We start from the raw sequence: 18,119 nt of genomic DNA, 5'->3' as shown, positions 1-18,119 counted from the left end.
TACAGAAGATATTTCTGTAAACCCCTTTAAAAATCCAGTTCCATATTCAACTTATCTTTCAGTTCCTTTATCAGCGGATATTTTTCAGTCATCTTCTGGAACTGTTCCCGGCTGGAAAGTGGCGCAGGGCCAATATCCACCGTCTGCTGCGTCTCATCCAGCCCCAGGGTCAGCACGATGGCCGGGTTACGGAACTTTTCCTTAAAGAAAGCCGAAATAGCCAGTTTTTCTTCTTCCATGAAGCGGAATTGCACAATATTCCTGCTCACAATGTTAATTTCTTCAGGTCCGGTCAGGTTAATAGTAGCCAGTTGCAGATTGCTCACAACTGTCATTTTGTTAGCCTGCCTGAAAGTATCGATGAATTCATCCCAGTATACAGAAAGTGCGCCCAGCGTGATAGGAATGACTTCCTGTACGGTCTGTACCTGCTGTCTGGCTGCGAGCGCCTCCTTCATGGCGGCAAGACCGGTCAGTTTCGGCTGAGGGGCAGTTGTTTGCTGGCCAGGCCGGTTGGCGGTAGCCGTCGCCGACGTTACAGGTGCTGTGGTAGGCTGCACCGGAGGCGCCTGCCTTTGTACAGGTTGGGCAGGTGCCTGTTGCTGGTTGACTGCCGGTGGCGGTGTCTCAATGGTCAGTCTTGCTTCATTGGTGGCAATAGAACCGGTAGTAGCCGGCTGCCCTGCCATCGCTTTTGGGGCAGGAGCTGCCTGTATAAAGGAAGACCGCAGTTTCTGCGGTACGGCGCCATCAGCTACCAGTTTTTTTTTTACTACCTCTCCGGTTTGGTCATCGCTGACTAAGGTAACGGCCTGCTGCAGGAAACAAAGCTTGATCAGCGCCATCTCCACATGCAACCTTTTATTACGGGCCATCCTGTAGTTGATCTCCGTCTCATTCAACAGGTGCAGCGCCGTGATCAGGTAAGACGGGCTTACCTTGCCGGACATCTGCTTGTACCTGTCCTTGAGATTACCAGATACTTCCACCAGGTGCAACACCTTCTCTTCCTTGCTCATCAGCAGGTTACGGAGAAATTCCGCCCAGCCGTTCAGGAAGTTATCGCCCTCAAAACCTTTCTGTAAGACCTCGTCAAATATCAGCAGGGCAGTGGCAACATCCTGTTGCAGCACAGCCTCCATTACTTTAAAGAAATAATCGTAATCCAGGATGTTCAGGTGCTCCAGCGTGTTCTGGTAAGTCAGATACCCGCCCGTAAAGCTGACAATCTTATCCAGGGTACTGAGTGAGTCACGCATACAACCATCCGTCTTCTGTGCTACCAGGTGCAGCGCATCAGATTCTGCCTGGATATGCTCCTTCTGACAGATCTCCTGCAAATGGTCTACCGTATCCTGGATCGTGATACGCTTGAAGTCGAAGATCTGACACCGGCTGAGGATAGTCGGGAGGATCTTGTGCTTTTCCGTAGTAGCCAGGATGAAGATGGCATAAGAAGGGGGTTCTTCCAGCGTTTTCAGGAACGCATTGAATGCGGAAGAACTGAGCATGTGCACCTCATCTATGATGTAGATCTTATATTTTCCTGCCTGAGGTGCGAAACGTACCTGCTCTACCAACGTCCGGATATCATCTACCGAGTTGTTGGAGGCAGCATCCAGCTCATGGATGTTGAAGGAACTTCCTTCGTTGAAAGAAGTACAGGAATGACATTGATTACATGCTTCCCCATCAGGCTGCAGGTTCTCACAGTTGATTGTTTTGGCCAGTATACGGGCACAGGTTGTTTTACCCACACCTCTCGGACCGCAGAACAGGAAGGCGTGTGCCAGCTGATTGTTACGGATCGCATTTTTAAGGGTGGTCGTAATATGTGATTGTCCGACTACGGTTGAAAAATTCTGTGGACGGTATTTACGGGCTGAAACGATAAAATTCTCCATATATACAACGCATTCGCGAGGGCCGAAAGTACAGAAAATTGTCCATAGTCCCTAGCCGCTGCTCCATAGTTCATAGTACCTGCCGGTAGGGTAACTACTTACATATTAAGAAAAGTAACGCCGTCAATGGGCAACAGACAGCTCGCTGAAGTCAAGGCAACGATAAAGGAAGTCTTTTTTCATCAGCAGGATACTGTTATTGTAATGGTCAGATACCGCTGCGCTGATGTCGTGCATTGCTTCCAGTTCTTCTGGTAATGGCGGGTGTGCCAGCAGATAAGGATACTGTTGTTGAATAAAATGCGTCACCTTCTGCTGCAGGTCCGGTTCCCATTGATCGCTGATATGATGCTGAAGCAAGAGGTCCTGCAATAACTGTAGCAATTGTGTTGCCTCCTGCCGCAGTATCCGGAGCCAGGAATCTGTTTTTGCCGGAGTGGTATTGTTCCCGTTATAAAATACCGGAATGCTTTCCATGATCATACCGGCTATTTCATTGAGGGCAGAAGCCCTGGCCTGGTGTGATAGAACACATTTGTACTGTTCCTGTAAATTAGAGGCAGCTTCCAGCGCCTGTCGCAATGCAAAGGTATAATGATAACGAAGGGCAAGCCGGTCGTGTTCCTCCAGCCATTCGCTGTCCCTGGCGATCTGCTGCTGTAATTTGTCCAGTATCTTCAACGCCTCATGACTGTGGTATTGCACATCCTCGTAAGTAAACTGTGTTACCTGGATCTCTCTGCTGATGATTGCCTGTAAGGTTGCCGCATCCTGCATATCCCGGAAATAACGACGGATCCGTTGCCGATGCTCTTTTGTATACAGTGTGGAAAGAGTGTACAAAATTTGTTCTTCCTCAGAAAAAGGTTCCAGCCTGCCTGGAGGAATAGGCGAGAAAGGCCTGTCGTCGTAGTAATTGTTATACGGCGTTGGAAACGCATACTGCTCATGAAAAGCTTCGATCTCGCTGATAAGATCTTCCGCAGCAGACCAGTGCCCGGGCGTTTCTTCCGGTGTCAACACCTGGTACACCTGCCGCGACATCTGCTCCTGTAATCGCTCTGCATCATGAAACAGTGTCCATGCGCTTTGCGCAATCGTTACACCGGGAATGTTGGCCGCCAGGTAACGTTGCTCACGTTCCTCCTGTGTAGGATGAGACGCCCACTGATCACGAAACTGTACCTGGCTTTTCATGGTAGTGCCGAAATGGTCGTCATTATACTGTGGCAGCTGCTGGTGATCGAGAGGTGTACTATGCCGCTTCGCATGATATTTTATGAGCATGCGGTGTGCTTCGTAAATATTCCGGATAAACCGATGTTGCCGCGCCCACGTGGTCGTCCGCTGTAGCAGCTGCTGAAAACAGGCATTGCTCATTTCTGCCCGGCGCATGGCTGAAATGGCGGTATCTGTTCCGCAGATGGAAAGCGCTACTTCATCGGCATTAAATTCCATTTCACGGCTTAAACGCATATACTGACGATTGATCAGTTCATGCATGTTCCGGAAAAGGAAATGTAAACCCGCTGCCAGCAACACAAACAACCGTGATAACAATGCTGCAAGCAGGCCTTTGTTGGAAAGCCAGATAATACCGTTGCGCCAGCCTCTGTTCTCATAGAGAATATTGTAAATGATCCTGTTGATCGTATATACGTGCAGAACCAGCTTCATACTGCGCTGGGAAAAATGCCCGAACTCGTGTGCCAGCACCATTTTAAACTCGCTGATATTAAGACTGTTCACCATGCCGAGTCCTATCACCAGATTTTTGTCCGCATCACCAAAAAGCCCTGTAACTCCGGGAGAGTGGAATACGACAGCATTGACATCCGGTACCAGATAAACTTTTTTCGGAAAGGGGGCTTTGGTCTGCTTTACAAGTTTGTGTATGAAATCAAACAATACAGGTTGTTCTTTCTCCGTAATGATAGTGCGGTAAGGAACAGTAGTTTTGTGCCTGCTAAAAAGGAACAGGATTATGAATACTGCCTGCAAAATGCCCAGTAATAAGAGCAAGGCGCCAGCAACCGACATGAATATACCGGATACACCCTGATAAGAAGCATATGCAATAAGTGTACTTCCGCTCCAGGTAAAGGCTGCCATCAGCAGTAAAGAGCATAATAATAAAATGATATAGGTGACATAAAACAACAGCACACCACCTGTCATTCGTAGCACCTCTCGTCTAAAGTACATGCCTGACATCATAAAACTTATAGTTCACAGTAGTCCCGGGGGAGCCTCCGCATTGGTTGTTGGACATAGTATTAACAGGTTTTGGCGGAGCATATCAGCTCACGATAAATATACTCCTTATTTCTAAGCTGGCACATAACACGAAAGGGAAATAATTTTCCATCTCACAGCTTTTAATTAAATTCGGTACATCAATGTTGCCTGTTAAAAGACCGGGTTTAGAAGAGTCAGAAACTCTTAATTGATTGTTAGTTTAACGCCAACTTTTTTCATCTTTTAATTGCATACGATGTACCTATCGCTTGCTTTTGGAATAATCCCATATACATTCTCCCTGTTCGTGATTGTAAATGCCCCTTCAGTAAACGACATCACTGTTCCGGCAGTTATTACTGTCATCGATCCATCATTTTTGTTGCCTGTGCTGTTATTCGCATTAGTGATTGTTCTCCTGTATTACATCTGGTGTCTCCGGAAACAAATAACATACATAAATCGTACCGGGAAAGATGTGAAGGATGCACGCCTGAACATGATCAGTAACATCAGCCAGGAAGTGCGTACACCTTTGAATGCCATCATCGGATTTAGCGAACAGTTGTCTTATACAGCACTGGATTGTAATCAGCGTGAACTGCTGGGCGCCGTTGAAAATGCAGCCGGCATGTTAATGCAGATACAACAGAATATCCAGGAACTGGGTTGGTTGCAGAAAGGGGAACTGCACCTTGATACTTATCCATTTTCGCCTTATAAAATATTTGATACTGTTACACGGCAATTGTCCTCCCGCGCATACAATAAACGTCTCCAGTTTGAAATTACGTATGAAGGAGACCAACAACTGGAAGTGACCGGAGATGGTGACCGTCTGACACGGATACTTGCCTGCCTCGTGGAAAATGCCATTAAATATACCGATGCCGGTAGCGTACACTGCCATATGCAGGTAGAAAAACAGGCATCAGGAAATATACAGGTGAGTATCCAGGTAAGGGATACCGGCAGTGGTATCACTCCGGAAAGACTACCCTATATATTTGATCAGTATATGTACAACGGAACCCCTGTTACAGGTACCCTGCATGGCGCAGGACTGGGGCTGGCGCTCGTCCGCGCACTGGTAGAATTGCACAATGGACAGCTAACAGTAGAGAGCACACCTGGAAAAGGCAGTTGTTTCTCCTGTTCCCTCAGCTACCAACCGTTACCGCCACCGCAAACCATCATTGTCACCCAGCAGGAGCTCAGCCAGACTACCGGCCAGTTAATGAAAGACCGGTATATACTGGTGGCTGATGATCAGGAAATGAACCTGGCCCTCATGGACAGGATCCTGACCCGCTGGCAATGCCGGTTCGACAAAGCGTCCGACGGGGTTGCCGCCTACGAATTATTTGTCTGTAATAACTACGATATGGTATTGCTCGACCTCCAGATGCCCCGTATGACCGGCGTTGAGGTAGTGAAAAGGATCAGGGAAGATAAAGAACCCACCAAAGCGCACATACCTGTACTGGCGCTGACAGCAGATACGACAATGCCCGCCAACCAGGAATTCATCGATGCCGGGTTTGATGATTACCTGTTGAAACCCTTCCGGGAAAAGGATATTTATAACGTGATTATCCGGCATCTCCGGCCGCTTATTAACATTCCCCACTAGCCTAATCGACAAAACGCAATAGGACTCCGTAGGGCGCCCATTGCTTGTAGCACGGGGTGCAACCCCGGGAAACATAACGCCATTAACAAAACATAATAGGACTCCGTTAGGAGTCCCATTGTTTGTAGCGCGGGATACAACCCCGGGGAAACATAACGCCATTAACAAAACATAATAGGACTCCGTTAGGAGTCCCATTGTTTGTAGCGCGGGGTGGAACCCCGGGAAAACATAACGCCATTAACAAAACATAATAGGACTCCGTTAGGAGTCCCCTTGTTTGTAGCGCGGGGGTGGAACCCCGGGAAACATAACGCCATTAACAAAACATAATAGGACTCCGTTAGGAGTCCCATTGTTTGTAGCGCGGGGTACAATCCCGGGAAACATAATGCCATTAACAAAACATAATAGGACTCCGTTAGGAGTCCCCTTGTTTGTAGCGCGGGGTGCAACCCCGGGAAACATAGCGCCATTAACAAAACATAATAGGACTCCGTTAGGAGTCCCCTTGTTTGTAGCGCGGGGTGGAACCCCGGGAAACGCGGGGGTGCAACCCCGGGAAACATAACGCCATTAACAAAACATAATAGGACTCCGTTAGGAGTCCCCTTGTTTGTAGCGCGGGGTGGAACCCCGGGAAACGCGGGATACAACCCCGGGATAATATATTGTCGTGGGTGCCCCCCGGGGAAACGTGTTTGTATTAGGGGGCAACCCTGGAAATGCATATGCAAATCCCGGGCATATGCATCACAAAACCGGATGCCTGTGAAACTCCTTCGTCCTGTCAAAAAGATAACGATAAGTAACCAGCTTACGGCTGGGCTTCGTACCCAGGCTCTCGGCAATATTCAGCATCTTAGGATTAAAATCACCTATCCATTGCAGCTCATACTGCCTGTAGGAAAGCGTACCCTGTATTACCTTAGCCCCTTCTACGATCATAAACGCATCTACTCCCTTACCCTGGAACTCAGGTACAACCCCAAATACAATCCCTGTGAATTTCTTACACTTTTTCATCAGCTTCATGTACAGGAACTGTAGTTTCTGAAACAGGCCGAACTTCCCGTTCATATGTTTAAAGAACTGGTTCAGTTCCGGCAGGTTCAGCCAGCAGGCAACAGGTTCGTTATTGTGATAGGCAAACCAGACGATCTTTTCATCCATAGCGGGCGCCATCTGTTTGAAGATGTTCAGCGCCTGTTGTTTGGTGATGTCCTTACCGCCTTCATGCCTGGCCCAGGCCTTGTTGTAGATGGTGGTGAAGTCGCCTGCATATTTCTCCAGGTTCTTTTTATTGATATATTCTGCACGATAGGCAGGATCTTTTGCGAGGGCAGCATGCCGTGAGAAGAATTTCTCCTGCAACTGTGTATCTACGCCCATGGAGTAACAGATCTGGTCGAAGAATGGCTGGAAGCCATATGTTTCCATTAGCTGTTTATAATACGGCGGATTGAAGTTCATACCATAAAGCGGCTCATAAAATCCTTCTACCAGCAATCCCCACCAGCGGTCACGTTCCCCGAAATTAATAGGGCCGTCCATGGCGCCCATACCCCTTTCTTTCAGCCAGTCGCGGGCGGTGTCAAACAACAGGTTGGCGGCAGCCTGGTCATTGATACAATCAAAGAACCCTACACCACCTGTCGGTTGGGTATCTCCTTTTGTCCTGTATTTTTTATTTACAAAGGCGGCAATACGCCCGATCAGTTTACCGTTATTGTCTTTGAGTATCCAGCGGATACATTCTCCCTGTCTGAAGGCCTTATTCTTCTGGGGATCGAATACCAGCCTGATATCTCTATCCAGGGGACGGATCCACTCAGGAATATTTTTGTTCAGGACCACATGTGTATCAAGAAATTGCCTTTCTGTCTTTTTATTATTGACGATCACCAGTTCCATAGGGAGCGAATTTGAGGTGCAAAAATAGTGTTTAAAGTCGATAGTCGATAGCGGATGGCAAATCGTACTCACAACTACGTCATCTGTCGATAATGGTTGCTGATGCAGGTACTTTTAACATTTATTTTTCAAATGGACAATTACTTTTATAACGTGTCTGTAGCCTTTTAGTGTCCCGGCCTTTCATAATCCATTTACCCACTTATGCTAAAAAAAAGAAGGTGGCTGCTGCCTGCTATCGTTATTCCTATCATTGCGATCTGTTATTTTCTGTTTTCAGGTAAAGCTGCCGACAGTAGTATTACCGCTAAAGTACGTAAAGGTAGTTTCCGTGATGTCGTAAACAGCTCAGGAGAGCTGGAAGCGGAGAATACCGTATATGTTTCTGCGCCTGCCGATCTGCAGGCCAACCAGATCTATGATGAGATCAAGATACAGGATATGGTAGCAGAAGGTTCCCATGTAAAAGAAGGCGATTACATTGCCACACTAGACCCAACGTTGGTGAATAAACGCATCAGCGACGCGCAGCTATCATTCGAGAAGTCTAATTCAATAGTCACCCAAACGGCACTGGATACAGCACTTACTTTAAGGGAGGCTCGTGATCAGATGACCAATCTTCAATTCCAGATGGAACAGAAAAAACTGGCCCTGGAACTGAGTAAGTACGAGCCTCCCGCTACCATCCGGCAGGCAGAGATAGACCTCGAAAAGGCACAACGTGACCTGGTACAGATGAAGGACAACTACAAGATCAAACAACAACAGGCTGCCACGAAGATGGTACAGGCCCGTCGTGAAGCAGATGAATTCGGCCGGCAGATAACAAGACTTGAAGAACTGCGTAGCCGCTTTATGATCAAAGCGCCAAAGAATGGATTGTTGGTATATATCAATGACTGGGCCAGCGGTGGTAAAAAGAAAACCGGTTCAGTGGTACGCTCCTGGGACCCACGCGTAGCCATGCTTCCAGATCTTTCTACCATGTTGTCTAAAGTATATATCAATGAAGTAGACATCAGTAAAATACATCAGTCACAGAAGGTAACGATGGGACTGGATGCTTTTCCTGAAGTGAAGATGGAAGGCATTGTGAAGACAGTAGCTAACATCGGTGAAACCCGCCCCGGCGCTACAGCCAAGGTTTTCGAAGTAAATATCAAACTCAATAAAGTGGATTCCATTCTTAAACCCGGAATGACCACCTCCAACAATATACTGATCAGTGAATTGCCTGGTAAGCTCATCATCCCGCTGGAAGCCGTTTTCGCCAGTGGTAAGATCAGTTATGTGTATAAAAGTAAGTCAGGTAATATCTCCAAACACCAGGTAGTGCTGGGGAAATCCAATGATGAAGAAGTGATCGTTGAAAAAGGATTGACGGAAGGAGATGTTGTGTATCTCTCTGAACCGGCATCAGCAAAAGACATGAAAATAACGACATTAAAATAATGTAATGCTGGACCGTAATTTCAACAACCTATACATCGCCCTGGATTCTCTCGGTGCAAACAGGCTGCGTTCTTTCCTCACGGCGCTGGGCATCATTTTCGGTGTGGCAGCTGTTATTGCCATGCTGGCTATCGGTAGAGGTGCACAAGCTGAGATCCTTGACCAGATGAAGCTTGTAGGAGTGAATAACATTGTGATCAAACCCAAGGCGGAAGAGAAAAAAGAAGAAGAACAGCAAAAGGATTCAGACGATAAATCAGCAGCTAAAACAGCCGCTGCAAAGAACCGTTTTTCCAAAGGACTAAGCCTGGCAGATGCGGAAAGTATCCACCGTATTATCCCTACAGTGGCCGCTATCAGCCCGGAGATGATCCTGGAACAAGACATAATCTACGGCAGTAAAAGCAGTAAACTGAAAGTGGTCGGAGTAGAACCCGCCTTCTTTGACATCAATAACATTAAGATCGGTACAGGTACTATATTCAATGAACGGCAGCGTGTAGCTGGTGAAGGCGTGTGTATCATTGGCAGTGATGTAAAGCGTAAGTTCTTCATCTCAGAAGACCCACTGGGAAAGACGATCAAATGCGGAACACAATGGCTGAAGATCATCGGTGTAACCGAAGAAAAAACGATCAGCAAAGCAACCAAAGAGAACCTCGGTATCAGGGATTATAACCTGGACATCTATATACCTATTCAAACATCGCTGATCCGCTACAAGAATCCTTCTCTGTACCTGGGAGCAGGTGATAACGGGATGTTCTTCGGAAGAAGTAATGAAGCTCCGCAGAACAAAACCTTTCACCAGCTGGATGAACTGGTCATACAGGTACACGCAGCTGAATCATTGTCTGAATCAGCAACGATCATCAGCCGTATGTTGAGACGCAGGCATAATGATGTGCTGGATTTTGAGATCACCATTCCTGAACAACTACTCAAACAGCAACAGAAGACCAAAGACGTATTCAATATCGTACTCAGTGCAATTGCTGGTATTTCACTCCTGGTAGGAGGTATCGGCATCATGAACATCATGCTGGCTTCCGTACTGGAACGTACCCGTGAAATAGGCATCCGCCTGGCATTAGGTGCACAGAAGAAAGACATCGTGATGCAGTTCCTGTTTGAATCAGTACTGATCAGTCTTACCGGTGGTGTGATCGGTGTAATACTGGGTGTATCTGGCGCCTACCTGGTGGATAAACTGGCAGACATCCACACCATTGTTTCAGGCATTTCCATCTTCCTGTCCTTCGTATTGGCATCTGCTGTAGGACTCATCTTTGGCATTTCACCTGCCCGTAAGGCGGCACATAAGAACCCGATTGAATGTTTGCGACATGACTAAAATACCTATTCTGTTTACCTTTTGCGGACTAATCACCTGTACTGTTACCAGTGCCCAACAAACATTGTCCTTACAGGGCGTTGTACAACAGGCGCAGCAACAATCCCCTTCTTACTATAAAGCACGTAGCAGTGCGCTGAACAGTCTGTATGCCTTCAGATATTATATAGCAGGCCGCCGTCCGCAGCTTGGTTTACAGGCAAGCAATAACAGCAGCTTCCTGGGAAATATTGAAAGCATCCGCCAGCCAGATGGCACCTATGCCTTCAACCGTAGCTCCTACTCATTTACTTTTGCGAGCCTCGTAGCGCAGCAGGTAGTACCCTTCACCGGCGGACAACTGTCAGTTGCCACCAACCTGCAACGTAATGATGTATTTGATCCTGCATCAGGGATCAGTTATTTGTCCACGCCTTTCTCCGTCAACTATTCGCAGCCCATGCTGCTGTACAATCCCTATCGCTGGGATGCCCGTATACAGCCGTTGTTATACGAAGAGTCGAAAAAGCAATACGTAGAGGCACTGGAAAAAACAGGGCTGGAGGCCTCCGGATATTTCTTTGATGCATTGATGGCACAACAGCAGGAGATGATCCTGCAACAGAACGTGGCCAACACCGATACCTTATACAGGATCTCCAAGGGACGTTTTGAACTGGGAAAGATTGCAGAAAATGAACTCTTGCAGATAGAACTGAACCTGCTAAATGCCCGCAATAACCTGGAACAGGCTACGCTGAGTAAAGAGATCGCCTACCGCCAGCTAACGCAATTCCTCTCACTCCCCAAAGGCAGCACCGTGCAGGTGGCCTTACCCGATATAGTACCTTCACTACAGATCCCTCTTGACGTCGCCCAGCGGGAAGCACAGGATAACCGGCAGGCCGTGCTCGCCTTCCGCCGGCAACGACTGCAGGCAGAACAGGAGGTAGCAGAGGCAAGGGGAAATAACGGGTACCAGCTGAACCTTTCAGCCAACTTCGGACAGGCCCGGCAGGGGACTAGCCTTAAAAACGCATACGGAGGCGGTAATTTGCAGCAAAACCAATTATTGAGCGTGGGTATCTCCATCCCGATTGTAGACTGGGGAAAGGCACGTAATAGGGTCCGACAGGCTAAGGCGAACCAGGAACTGATAGAGATCGATATCCAACAGCAGGAACGCAGCTTCGAGCAGGAGATCTATCTGCAAACACAACAATTCAACATTCAGCAGAAACTGTTGGAAAGTGCCGCCAAAGCAGATACCATTGCCAGGCAACGTTATGAGATCACCAAGCAGCGTTACTTCATAGGCAAAATATCCATTACTGACCTCAACCTGGCCCAACAGGAAAAAGATATGGCGAATCAGAACCATATCAACGCACTGCGCTCTTTCTGGACGTCTTATTACACTGTGCGCTTACTCACACTGTATGACTTTGAGAAGTCGCAGAAGATAAAATATGAGTTCGCAGAAAGATGAGTCCGTACTTGGCATTATTTTTTCTATTCGCTTGATATGAAGCGACATGCAGGTTATACGGTCATAATTATCTTCCTGGTGATTTTCCTCGTAATGAGTTACTCCAGGCAACAGAAACGCGTAAAGCAGGTGCTGTCAGAGAACGAGCGGCTGATCAACGAAAACCGTGATCTGCGGCACTCGCTGGACGTTAATAGTCAGACTGCACAGCAGATAGCAAACAGAAGTGAAATACGCGTACGTTCTGAAGGAACGTTTGTCGAGCGGCGTACCTATTACCGCCGTAACTGGAAACAGTTCATTGCCGTCACCACCAGTGATTACCGTACCGGCTTCCTGGGAGGTATTAAAGACCTGCAGATCATTGTGCGGAACCAGTCAGAGTATTCGCTGGATAATGTAGTAGTGTCCGTGCAGTACATGAAAGGAAATGGCGAGGTCTTCAAAACAGAGGAATATACGATCAACGATGTGCCGGCAAAGGGCACGAAATCCGTACAGGCATCTTCCAGCAGGAAGGGCCAAAAGGTGGCTTTACAATTACTCAGTATTACCAGTCAGCCCATGAACTTCTGTTGGGCTGCAAATAAGCCGGCGCCTCCCGGTAATCCCGACCCTTATTTGTGCACACCACAGTAATAAACCGTTATAACGCGCCACAGTAATAAACTGATAGATAAACTAATATCTGATAAACAGGTAAACTAATAAACTAATGTCCGATAAACAGATTAAAGTGATAAACTGATAACTGCTAGAAAAATCAGCTACTTTTTTGGGAATTTTCTGTCATCTTGTCTGTTATTCTGTTTGTTGACCGGATTTGTTGACCAGATTTGTTGATCGGAAGATTGTCAATTAATGTTATTAGAGGCCCTCACGCAGCTGCGAGCCAGATGGAGACTGCGGGCCTTAGTCCTTGACGAGGCCCTAAACGTTTGACAGGGGTTAAATAGATATTCCAAAGCCCAAACGTTTGATAAGCTCAATAGCTAGTCCTCGCAAGGAGTACAGCCCACAGTCCCATACTGGCATCGCAGCAGTATCACCAACGCAACAATAATTGAAACCTAATGAATTAAGCAGCAAGCAAACATAGGCCTGGTGTAAGCGACCTCATGTCAGGTGGGCATGAAAAACTTGTTTCAGGCGGTTCAAGTCCAACTATACGTCCGGTATACGTCTGGTATACCTCTGGTATGCGTCCGGGATGCGTCGTGTATGCGTCGTGTATGAAGCGTGTATAAAGCGTGTTTAACTCCAGCTCGTCATCCGCTGCATCAGCCACCCGGTAGGGGGCTCTTTGTTTGTAGCGCGGGAAACCCCGTGGGGACGAAATGGATTCGTAACCCCAGGGGCTGACATAAAATCGCCCTGAACCCTGACCCGCGTCAGCCCGGTACCGGATTACTTCCCCTACCTTTGAGAAAATGTTGACAATTCGAAACCTCATATCACCCATCACCATCCCAGCTAACGTTGCGACGTTGTACGAACAGGCATTCCCGCCCGAAGAAAGGCGCAATCTCGCTGCACAGCAGTTGTTACTGAACAATGGCGCTTTACGCCTGGCCTTGCTGGAAAATGAAGGTAATTATGCAGGCTTTGTTTTCTACTGGGAACTGACAGACTTCGTATTTATAGAACATTTTGCTATATCGCCCGAGCAACGTGGTGGCGGAATCGGCAGCAGTGTAATGCGCCTGATAGAACAGGAACATCCACGGATGGTGCTGGAAGTAGAGCCCCCGCATACCGATGATGCCATCAGGCGTATCAGGTTTTACGAAGGACTGGGCTTTAAAGCATATCCATTCCCTTATCTGCAACCGCCTTATCTGGCAGGAGGAACCCCATTGTCAATGCTGTTAATGCAGAAAGGCATGCCCCTGGAGGAACATGCCTTTACAAAAATCAATAGTGAAATCTATCTTGAGGTTTATGGCTGTTTGTAATTAGTAGCCGCCTCTGTTAGCCCGCTCACCACGTGACGGTGCTGGCGCTGCTGAACGCTCAGGAGCTGAAGGTCTTGGCTGCGGCTGCATTTGCGGCCTTGGCTGCGGTTGCATCTGCGGACGAGCCTGTGGTTGCATTTCCTGACGAGGCTGAGGCATCGGCTGACGCGGTTGTTCCTGTGGCTGAGGACGCGGCATCTGCGGTTGTGCAGGTCTTGCCGGAGCCGGAGTCGGCGTCATCGGACGGGACTCAGGTCTGTTGAAACGGTCAGGCCTTGAATTGTAATTGTTGTCCGGATTGGACGGAGCAGGCATTGGCCTGGTCACAGGCGCTGAAGGACGATTGTCATCGTGCCTGTCAAATTCCGGCCGCATCGGACGATTCTCAATGGTCCTGCCGGGAGCGTTGTTGTTAGGCACATCCGGGCGGTTAATATTGTTCCTGTCTATTGTTCTGCCAGGCTGATTATAGTCCGGGCGACTATTGTTCCGGTCAGGGAAGTTGTCCGGACGACCATCATTATTCCTGTCTACACGTGTTGTTCTGCCGGGCGTATTAGGCCTGTCGAAGTTACTCCTGTCATTATTGTCACGACCATTGGTAAATGCACCTGACCGGCCCGGCTGACGTAACGCAGATGGCTGCGGACGGTACATTCTTACCTCACCACGATCTACAGTAGCACGACCAGGTCGGTTATCACTCACTACACGCACCGGACGGATCTCGCTACGGGTGTAATGTTCAACATCACGGGTGGCAGGGCCACGGTAATAAGTCCGGTTGTTGATGATAGTCGTATTGTTGATGATAGTCGTATTGTTGTAAACATTTACACGTCTGCCTCTATCCACATAATACCTGTTTACATAAGGGCTGGTAATGTACTGACAAGGTACGAATGACCAATATCCCACCGGAATATTAAAGTTTACACCTATTGTCATACCGGGGCCCATAGGCGCCCAGCCGTAATAATCAGGGCTATTCCTCCAGCTTACCCATGCCGGTCCCCATTCCGTACCAGGTACCCACATCCAACCATAGGCATCATCAAAGGCCCAGCGTCCATAGTGGAAAGGAGCCCATCCCCAGTCATAGTCAGACATCCATGTCCAGCCATAGTCGGTATATACCCAGTGTCCGGCAGTGGAGTAGGGCATGAAGTCAGGTCCGGCGTTAGGAATCCATACCTGTCCGTAACTACCATAGGTAGTCCAGCGGCCATAAGGACTCAATGCATCATAGAAACCTGATATAGAAACCTGTACCTGCTGTGGTGGCATAGTGGTGGCACATGAAGTGCCTGTCACAGCCATCGAAACAGCAATTACAGAGAGTGTTATATATTGTTTTATGTTTTTCATATCTGATTGTTTTAAAAAGGGTGTGGCAACTTATAATTTGTCCCAAAACATGAATTGTATAGCGATTTAGTTCTTACACGAAGGCTATAAGTTTTAATTGTGAATGAATGCGTGGTATTAACAGTTGATCAATTGTTATGGGCTGAAAGCTGGCCTGAGCATCTCTTTAAGTTGATGGAACGGTGTCAGATTACTTAGCTTGACTGTAATAAAACAATATCTGTGCCTGAATCCTTAAATCCTTTGCCAGAGTATGTTTGATCAGTTTGGTAGAGATGCGTTTTAGCAAAATATTCACAGAAACTGTTAAAAAAGTGTTAGTCGGATGATCGTCTGAAAGGCAGGAGTACTAACGGTTGACGAGTATTTCTAATATCAGTAATCGCTTATAATAAAAAAAGATTATCTATTCGGAAGGAGGGAACTTGTATAAGTTAAAAGCGCTATCTTGCATACTACATTCTTCGCCTGATACATTAAGAACTAATTGACTTACAATTGATAATTAAGTTCGATGGGCAATCGTCCATGGGATGCTTTACTATTTTTTGAATTTCCCCTATTAACAATTACCTTTGCGCCAAATTTAATAAACCGCTCATTTTTAGCATTTATAAACCTCTTAAAAATATGCCTAACACAGGTAAGATCAAGCAAATTATCGGTCCCGTGGTTGACGTCCACTTTGATGGAAAGTTGCCCGAAATCTACAACGCACTGGAAATTACCCGCGAAAATGGTCAGAAGGTAGTGCTGGAAGTTCAGCAGCATCTTGGTGAAGACAGCGTTCGTTGCGTAGCGATGGACTCTACAGACGGTTTTGTGAGGGGGATGGCTGTTACCGACAAAGGTACTCCAATTAAAATGCCAGTGGGCGATGGCATCAAAGGTCGCTTGTTCAACGTGGTAGGTGAGGCTATTGATGGCTTGGGTGATGTTGACAGCAGCAATGGTTATCCTATTCACCGTAAGCCGCCTAAATTCGAAGATCTGGCTACAGATACAGAAGTACTGTTCACCGGTATTAAAGTGATCGACCTGATCGAGCCTTATGCAAAAGGTGGTAAGATTGGTCTGTTTGGTGGTGCTGGTGTGGGTAAAACCGTACTGATCCAGGAACTCATCAACAACATCGCGAAAGGTTACGAAGGTTTGTCCGTATTCGCTGGTGTGGGTGAGCGTACACGTGAAGGTAATGACCTGATGCGTGAAATGATCGAAGCAGGTATCGTTAAATATGGTGCGAAATTCCTGGAGTCCATGGAACATGGCGGATGGGATCTTGCCTCAGTAGACAAGGAAGAACTGAAGAAGTCACAGGCTACCTTCATATTCGGTCAGATGAACGAACCACCGGGAGCACGTGCTCGTGTGGCTTTATCTGGTCTGACAATGGCAGAATATTTCCGTGATGGAGATGGTACTGCAGGTGGTGGTAAAGATATCCTGTTCTTCGTAGACAACATCTTCCGTTTCACCCAGGCAGGTTCTGAAGTATCCGCGCTGTTAGGTCGTATGCCTTCTGCGGTGGGTTATCAGCCTACACTGGCAACTGAAATGGGTCTGATGCAGGAGCGTATCACTTCTACCAAGAATGGTTCCATCACTTCCGTACAGGCCGTTTATGTACCTGCGGATGACTTGACTGACCCTGCTCCGGCTACAACCTTCGCCCACCTGGATGCTACTACCGTACTGGATCGTAAGATCTCTGACTTAGGTATCTATCCTGCAGTGAGCCCGCTGGAATCAACTTCCCGTATCCTTTCTCCGTCTATCGTAGGTGAAGCTCACTACAACTGTGCACAGAGAGTGAAAATGATCCTTCAGCGTTATAAAGAACTGCAGGACATCATCGCGATCCTTGGTATGGATGAATTGAGTGATGAAGATAAACTGACAGTATCCCGTGCACGTCGTGTACAGCGTTTCCTGTCTCAGCCTTTCCACGTAGCAGAACAGTTCACTGGTCTGAAAGGTGTACTGGTACCGATCGAAGAAACAATCCGTGGTTTCAACATGATCATGGACGGTGAAGTAGATGAGTATCCTGAAGCAGCATTCAACCTGGTAGGTAACATCGATGCAGCTATCGAGAAAGGTAAGAAACTGCTGGAAGCAGCTAAGAACTAATATTTTTCACCCTTAACTTTTAATATGTTATTAGAAGTATTAACACCTGAAAGAAAACTGTATTCCGGCGAAGTGTATGGTGTACAGCTGCCAGGTATCGACGGTCTCTTTGAAGTGCTGGATAAGCACGCTCCGCTGATCGCTGCCCTGGGTAAAGGCAGGATGAAGGTGCTGAAAGATAAGTCACAGAGCGAATTCTATAACATAGAAGGAGGTTTTGTAGAAGTATACAGAAATAAAGCGACTGTGCTCGTAGAAGGTGCAGAAGTGAAATAAATAGTTTGAAGATCAGACACAAAAAGATCAGGAATTAACACAAAGTATATTTGATGATAATTCCTGATCACTGATCAGAAAGAAATAGGCCGGGTAGGATTACCCGGCCTTTCTTTTTGTCCTAACTATTCCAATCTAATTAATAAATAACCCTGTTAAAAGAGCGCAGTAGGATTACTGGCCAGGGCGTTGCACAAATCAGGTCCAGGCTGCGCAGAAAACGAGTCCTGCAGCGGCACTAGGGCCTGTTCCTATGAAAATGAATGTCTTATGTTTCTTGAATGATTTTATTGCTTAAACCGTTTAAAACATAGTCTGTAACCCATTAAAAAAAGGGTTTCAATTACTTATGTCAAATTGTTCAGTTTTTTATTATAAATCCAGGAAGGTGTAAACGTGATCTGGTTTGTCCTTCATAGGT

General features: G+C 47.1%; 12 protein-coding genes. 8 read left to right on the top strand and 4 right to left on the bottom strand.

Features of this window, described 5'->3' with window-relative positions; genetic code table 11:
- Window positions 1-26: 26 nt before the first annotated feature.
- Together CLV42_RS08970 and CLV42_RS08965 are read right to left on the bottom strand one after the other, a co-directional pair.
- A complete protein-coding gene (locus tag CLV42_RS08970) occupies window positions 27-1,904 on the bottom strand; it encodes a DNA polymerase III subunit gamma/tau (RefSeq protein WP_106601571.1) in 1,878 nt (625 codons plus the stop codon).
- Window positions 1,905-2,027: 123 nt separating this feature from the next.
- Window positions 2,028-4,109: a M48 family metallopeptidase gene (locus CLV42_RS08965; protein ID WP_170117442.1), complete on the bottom strand. Its 2,082-nt coding sequence runs from the start codon at window positions 4,107-4,109 to the stop codon at window positions 2,028-2,030.
- 289 nt (window positions 4,110-4,398) lie between these two features.
- On the opposite strand from CLV42_RS08965, the gene CLV42_RS08960 reads away from it, so the two are divergent.
- Window positions 4,399-5,775 carry a hybrid sensor histidine kinase/response regulator gene (locus CLV42_RS08960; RefSeq protein ID WP_106601569.1) on the top strand — a complete coding sequence of 459 codons (1,377 nt, stop codon included), beginning with the start codon at window positions 4,399-4,401 and terminating at the stop codon, window positions 5,773-5,775.
- A 753-nt stretch (window positions 5,776-6,528) separates the two neighbouring features.
- On the opposite strand, the gene CLV42_RS08955 is transcribed toward CLV42_RS08960, so the two are convergent.
- Window positions 6,529-7,689, bottom strand: a complete 1,161-nt coding sequence (locus CLV42_RS08955; protein WP_106601568.1) for a hypothetical protein — start codon at window positions 7,687-7,689, stop codon at window positions 6,529-6,531.
- 204 nt (window positions 7,690-7,893) lie between these two features.
- On the opposite strand from CLV42_RS08955, the gene CLV42_RS08950 reads away from it, so the two are divergent.
- The 5 genes from CLV42_RS08950 to CLV42_RS08930 all read left to right on the top strand — a co-directional run bounded on the left by CLV42_RS08950 (window position 7,894) and on the right by CLV42_RS08930 (window position 13,921).
- Window positions 7,894-9,144 carry an efflux RND transporter periplasmic adaptor subunit gene (locus tag CLV42_RS08950; protein ID WP_106601567.1) on the top strand — a complete coding sequence of 417 codons (1,251 nt, stop codon included), beginning with the start codon at window positions 7,894-7,896 and terminating at the stop codon, window positions 9,142-9,144.
- A gap of 4 nt (window positions 9,145-9,148) precedes the next feature.
- The gene (locus CLV42_RS08945; RefSeq protein WP_106601566.1) at window positions 9,149-10,498 is read left to right on the top strand and encodes an ABC transporter permease; all 1,350 of its coding nucleotides are present in this window, start codon (window positions 9,149-9,151) and stop codon (window positions 10,496-10,498) included.
- On the top strand, window positions 10,491-11,966 hold the full coding sequence (locus tag CLV42_RS08940; RefSeq protein ID WP_106601565.1) for a TolC family protein: 1,476 nt from the start codon (window positions 10,491-10,493) through the stop codon (window positions 11,964-11,966). The genes CLV42_RS08945 and CLV42_RS08940 overlap by 8 nt, the downstream gene beginning before the upstream one ends.
- Window positions 11,967-12,002: 36 nt before the next feature.
- Entirely contained in the window at window positions 12,003-12,605 is a 603-nt protein-coding gene (locus CLV42_RS08935) for a hypothetical protein (protein ID WP_106601564.1), read from the top strand.
- A gap of 791 nt (window positions 12,606-13,396) precedes the next feature.
- Window positions 13,397-13,921, top strand: coding sequence for a GNAT family N-acetyltransferase (locus CLV42_RS08930; RefSeq protein ID WP_106601563.1), 525 nt, complete (start codon window positions 13,397-13,399; stop codon window positions 13,919-13,921).
- Here the strand turns inward: CLV42_RS08930 and CLV42_RS08925 are convergent, their stop codons facing one another.
- Complete coding sequence (locus CLV42_RS08925; RefSeq protein WP_106601562.1) at window positions 13,922-15,289, bottom strand: DUF6600 domain-containing protein; 1,368 nt, start codon at window positions 15,287-15,289, stop codon at window positions 13,922-13,924.
- Between the two features lie 630 nt (window positions 15,290-15,919).
- On the opposite strand from CLV42_RS08925, the gene atpD reads away from it, so the two are divergent.
- Together atpD and atpC are read left to right on the top strand one after the other, a co-directional pair.
- A complete protein-coding gene (gene atpD, locus CLV42_RS08920; protein ID WP_106601561.1) occupies window positions 15,920-17,422 on the top strand; it encodes a F0F1 ATP synthase subunit beta in 1,503 nt (500 codons plus the stop codon).
- Between the two features lie 24 nt (window positions 17,423-17,446).
- The gene (gene atpC / locus CLV42_RS08915) at window positions 17,447-17,698 is read left to right on the top strand and encodes an ATP synthase F1 subunit epsilon (protein ID WP_106601560.1); all 252 of its coding nucleotides are present in this window, start codon (window positions 17,447-17,449) and stop codon (window positions 17,696-17,698) included.
- Window positions 17,699-18,119: the final 421 nt, after the last annotated feature.

Origin of the sequence: Chitinophaga ginsengisoli (assembly GCF_003014595.1) — a bacterium.
In the GTDB taxonomy this organism is placed as follows: domain Bacteria; phylum Bacteroidota; class Bacteroidia; order Chitinophagales; family Chitinophagaceae; genus Chitinophaga; species Chitinophaga ginsengisoli.
Note: the sequence above shows the minus strand (reverse complement) of the source record. Positions and strands in the feature narration are given on the sequence as shown.